Source organism: Nocardiopsis sp. TNDT3 (genome assembly GCF_003427465.1).
In the GTDB taxonomy this organism is placed as follows: domain Bacteria; phylum Actinomycetota; class Actinomycetes; order Streptosporangiales; family Streptosporangiaceae; genus Nocardiopsis; species Nocardiopsis dassonvillei.
On sequence record NZ_QPFC01000367.1, the window covers coordinates 1 to 3,896 of the forward strand.

Annotated in this window: 4 protein-coding genes; all 4 read left to right on the plus strand. The window is 73.2% G+C overall.

Going from position 1 to position 3,896, the window contains the following annotated elements:
• The first annotated feature begins 183 nt into the window (after positions 1–183).
• The 4 genes from DQW06_RS09755 (at position 184) to DQW06_RS09770 (ending at position 3,861) form a co-directional block, all read left to right on the plus strand.
• Positions 184–1,293 carry an ABC transporter ATP-binding protein gene (locus DQW06_RS09755; protein WP_013151452.1) on the plus strand — a complete coding sequence of 370 codons (1,110 nt, stop codon included), beginning with the start codon at positions 184–186 and terminating at the stop codon, positions 1,291–1,293.
• Positions 1,290–2,192 carry an ABC transporter permease gene (locus tag DQW06_RS09760; RefSeq protein WP_013151453.1) on the plus strand — a complete coding sequence of 301 codons (903 nt, stop codon included), beginning with the start codon at positions 1,290–1,292 and terminating at the stop codon, positions 2,190–2,192. Before DQW06_RS09755 ends, DQW06_RS09760 begins: the two co-directional genes overlap by 4 nt.
• A 2-nt stretch (positions 2,193–2,194) precedes the next feature.
• Positions 2,195–2,872, plus strand: a complete 678-nt coding sequence (locus DQW06_RS09765; RefSeq protein WP_013151454.1) for an ABC transporter permease — start codon at positions 2,195–2,197, stop codon at positions 2,870–2,872.
• An 86-nt stretch (positions 2,873–2,958) separates the two neighbouring features.
• Positions 2,959–3,861, plus strand: coding sequence for an ABC transporter substrate-binding protein (locus DQW06_RS09770; protein WP_013151455.1), 903 nt, complete (start codon positions 2,959–2,961; stop codon positions 3,859–3,861).
• The last annotated feature ends 35 nt before the right edge of the window (positions 3,862–3,896 follow it).

Here is a 3,896-nt window from a genome sequence, read left to right on the forward strand (position 1 = left end):
GAGGGGCCGGGTCCCACGACCCGGCCCCTCGGCGTGTCCGCGCCACCTTCGGTCCCGGTACGGTCACGGCCTCCACCTCACGGTTTGACCAGCGCGCGCGGGGGTAACGTGCGAACGGCCTGCCCCTCGCCACACCTCACCTTTCCGGACCCTCCGGTTCCCCGAATGGAGACGACACCGCCGATGATCGCGTTCGAGGGCGCCGCCAAGCTCTATCCCGACGGCACGGTGGCCGTCGACCAGCTGGACCTGACCGTCGAGACCGGCCAGACGACGGTCTTCGTGGGTCCCTCCGGCAGCGGCAAGACCACGTCGCTGCGGATGATCAACCGCATGGTCGAACCGACCGGGGGCACCGTCCGCATCGACGGCGAGGACGTGCGCGAGCGCGACCCCGCCGCGCTGCGCCGCTCCATCGGCTACGTCATCCAGCAGGCCGGGCTCTTCCCGCACCGCACCGTGCGCGACAACATCGCCACCGTGCCCCTGCTGCTCGGCTGGGGCCGGGCCAGGGCCAGGGCGCGCGCCGCGGAGCTGATGGAACTGGTAGGTCTGGAGCCCGCCCAGGCCAGGCGCTACCCCCACCAGCTCTCCGGGGGTCAGCAGCAGCGCGTCGGCGTCGCCCGCGCGCTGGCCGCCGACCCGCCCATCCTGCTGATGGACGAACCCTTCAGCGCCGTGGACCCCGTCGTGCGCGCCAGCCTCCAGGACGAGCTCCTGCGCCTGCAGAAGGAGCTGCACAAGACCATCGTCTTCGTCACCCACGACATCGACGAGGCCGTCCGGCTCGGTGATCGCATCGCCGTCTTCCGCCCCGGCGGGAGGCTCGCCCAGTACGACACGCCCCAGAACCTGCTGGCCGCGCCCCAGGACGCCTTCGTGGAGTCCTTCATCGGCTACGACCGGGGAGTGCGGCGCCTGTCCTTCTTCCCGGCCGACAGGCTCTCCCCGCGCCAGGACGCCGTCCTGGAGGAGAGCGTGCGCGCGGGCGCCGCGGTCGCCCCGCTCGGGAACGAGCCCTGGGCCCTGGTCGTCAGCGGCGACCGCATGCCCCTGGGCTGGGTCAGCGCGCGGCAACTGGCCGACGCGCCCGCCGACACCGCCCTGGGCTCACTCGAACTCGCGCCCTTCGGCCACACCTTCGACGTGGGCACCGACTCCCTGCGCGCCGCCCTGGACGCGGCGGTGCTCTCGCCCGCGGGCCGCGCGGTCGGCGTCGACGCCGACGGTCGGGTGGTCGGCGTGGTCTCGCAGGACGACCTGGGCGCCGCTCTGTGGTCGGTGACCGAGTGATCGCCGAGGCCGTCGCCGGGGTCTGGGACGCCGGGTCCGCGGCCGGATCCGGCACCGGGGCGCTCGCCGGGGCGTGGGACTGGGTCGTGCGCGTCGTGGACTGGGGCGTCGGGAACTGGAGCCACCCCGGCGACCCGGACCGGGGCGTCCTGCCCCGCCTGACCGAGCACATGCGGCTGTCCTACCTGTCCATCCTCATCGGACTGGCGGTCGCCCTGCCCCTGGGGCTGGCGTGCGCGCGCTGGAAGCCCCTGTACCCGCCGGTGCTGACCGGTGTGAACGTGCTCTACGCGGTGCCCTCCATCGCCCTGTTCTTCCTCATGCTGCCCTACACCGGGTTCAGCGACTGGACGGCCGTCGTGCCGCTGGCCCTGTACACCCTGGTGATCCTGCTGCCCAACGTGGTGGACGGGCTGCGCCAGGTTCCCGACCACGTGCGCCAGGCGGCCGTCGCCATGGGCTTCGGTCCGCTGCGGCGCCTGCTGTACGTGGAGATGCCGGTGGCCGTACCGGTGGTCATCGCCGGGTTGCGGGTGGCCTCGGTGGCCACCATCAGCATGGTCAGCGTCGCCTCGCTGGTGGGCCTGGGCGGGCTCGGCCGGCTCATCCTCAGCGAGGGCTTCCGGCGCCAGTTCGACGCGCCCATCGTGGTCGGCATCGTGCTCACCGTGGCCCTGGCGTTCGTCACCGACGCGGTGCTCGTGCTCGCCCAGCGCCTGCTCACCCCCTGGTCGCGCCGCGACGGCGCCGTACCGCGCCGCAGGCGCCGGGCGGTCGCGGCGGAGGCGGCCGCGGCGGACCCGGCAGTGGGTTCGGCAGCGGAGCCGCAGGCCGCGACCGCGGCTGGGGGACGGTCGCCAGCGGACCCGGGCACCGGTGGCACGGCGGGGGAGAGGTAGCCATGGACATCCTCAACGACCTGGTCGCGTGGTTCGCCGACCCGGCCCAGTGGACCGGCGGCGCGGGCATCCCCGCGCGCCTGGGCGAGCACGTCTACTACTCGCTGCTCGGGCTGCTGCTGTCCGCCGCCGTCGCGGTCCCCCTGGGACTGCTCACCGGGCACACCGGTGTGGGCGGCTTCCTCACCACCAGCCTCGCCAACTTCGCCCGCGCCCTGCCCACCATCGGCGTCCTGTTCCTCATCGTGCTGGCCGCCGGTATCGGGATCGTGCCCGTGCTGTGCGCGCTGGTGGCGCTGGCCGTGCCCCCGATCCTGGTCAACACCCACGAGGGCGTGCGCGGTGTGGAGCCCCGGCTCAGGGACGCCGCCGTCGGGATGGGTATGCGCGGCCACCAGGTGCTGCTGCGCCTGGAACTGCCCGTGGCCACGCCGCTCATCCTCATCGGGATGCGCACCGCCGCCGTCCAGGTGGTCGCGACCGCGACCATCGCCGCCTACGTGGGGGTCGGCGGCCTGGGCCGCTACATCGTCGACGGCCAGGCACGCCAGGACCTGACGATGATGCTCGGCGGATCGGTGCTGGTGGTGCTGCTCGCGGTCCTGACCACGCTCGTGTTCGCCGGACTGCGGCGGCTCCTGGTCGCCCCCGGCCTGCGCCAGGCCGCGCCGCAGGGCTAGGCGGAGCCGGACCGCGCCGCGGAGCCGGGCCACACCACAGAACCGGGCCGGGTCACAGGGCCAGGCCACCCCAGAGAGAAGGTCCCATGTACAAGAGAATCGCCCTGCCCCTGGCCGCGCTGCTCCTGACCGGGTGCGGCGCCAGCGACCCCTACGCGGAGGAGGGCGGCGGCGGGTCCGGAGGCGGCTCCGGCGACGCGGTCGTCATCGGCTCCGCCGACTTCCCCGAGTCCACCCTGCTCGCCGAGATCTACGGCCGGGCCATGGAGGCCGAGGGCGTGGAGGTCGACTACCAGCTCGGCATCGGCAGCCGCGAGGTCTACTACTCGCAGATCGAGTCCGGCAACCTGTCGGTGTTCCCCGAGTACAACGGCGCGATCCTGGCCTACCTCGACGAGAACGCGCCCACCGGCAGCAGCGAGGAGACCAACCAGAGGGTCACCGAGGCGCTGCCCGAGGGCCTGGAGATCCTGGACTCCTCCAGCGCGGAGAACAAGGACTCGGTCACCGTCACCAGCGAGGTCGCCGAGGAGCACGGTCTGGCCAGCCTGGAGGACCTGGCCGGTGCCGCGGGGGAGCTGACCCTGGGCGGCCCGCCGGAGTTCGAGACCCGCCAGCAGGGCGTGGTGGGCCTGGCCGACGTCTACGGTGTGGAGTTCGGCGAGTTCCGTTCCCTGGAGGTGGCGCTGCTGACACAGGCGCTCCTGGACGGTGACATCCAGGCGGCCAACCTGTTCACCACCGACCCGCAGATCACCGCGAACGACTTCGTGGTCCTGGAGGACCCGGAGAACCTGTTCGGCGCGCAGAACATCACCCCGCTGGTCAACGGCGAGCAGGTGGACGAGACCGCCCGGGGCGCGCTGAACGCCGTCTCCGCCGCCCTGACCACCGAGGCCCTCACCCAGCTCAACGAGCGGGTGGTCATCGGCAACGAGAACGCCGCCGACGTCGCCCAGGAGTGGTTGGAGCAGGAGGGGCTGGCCTGAGCGGTCGGCTCCCGGCGGTCGAGGGGGAGCCGGGG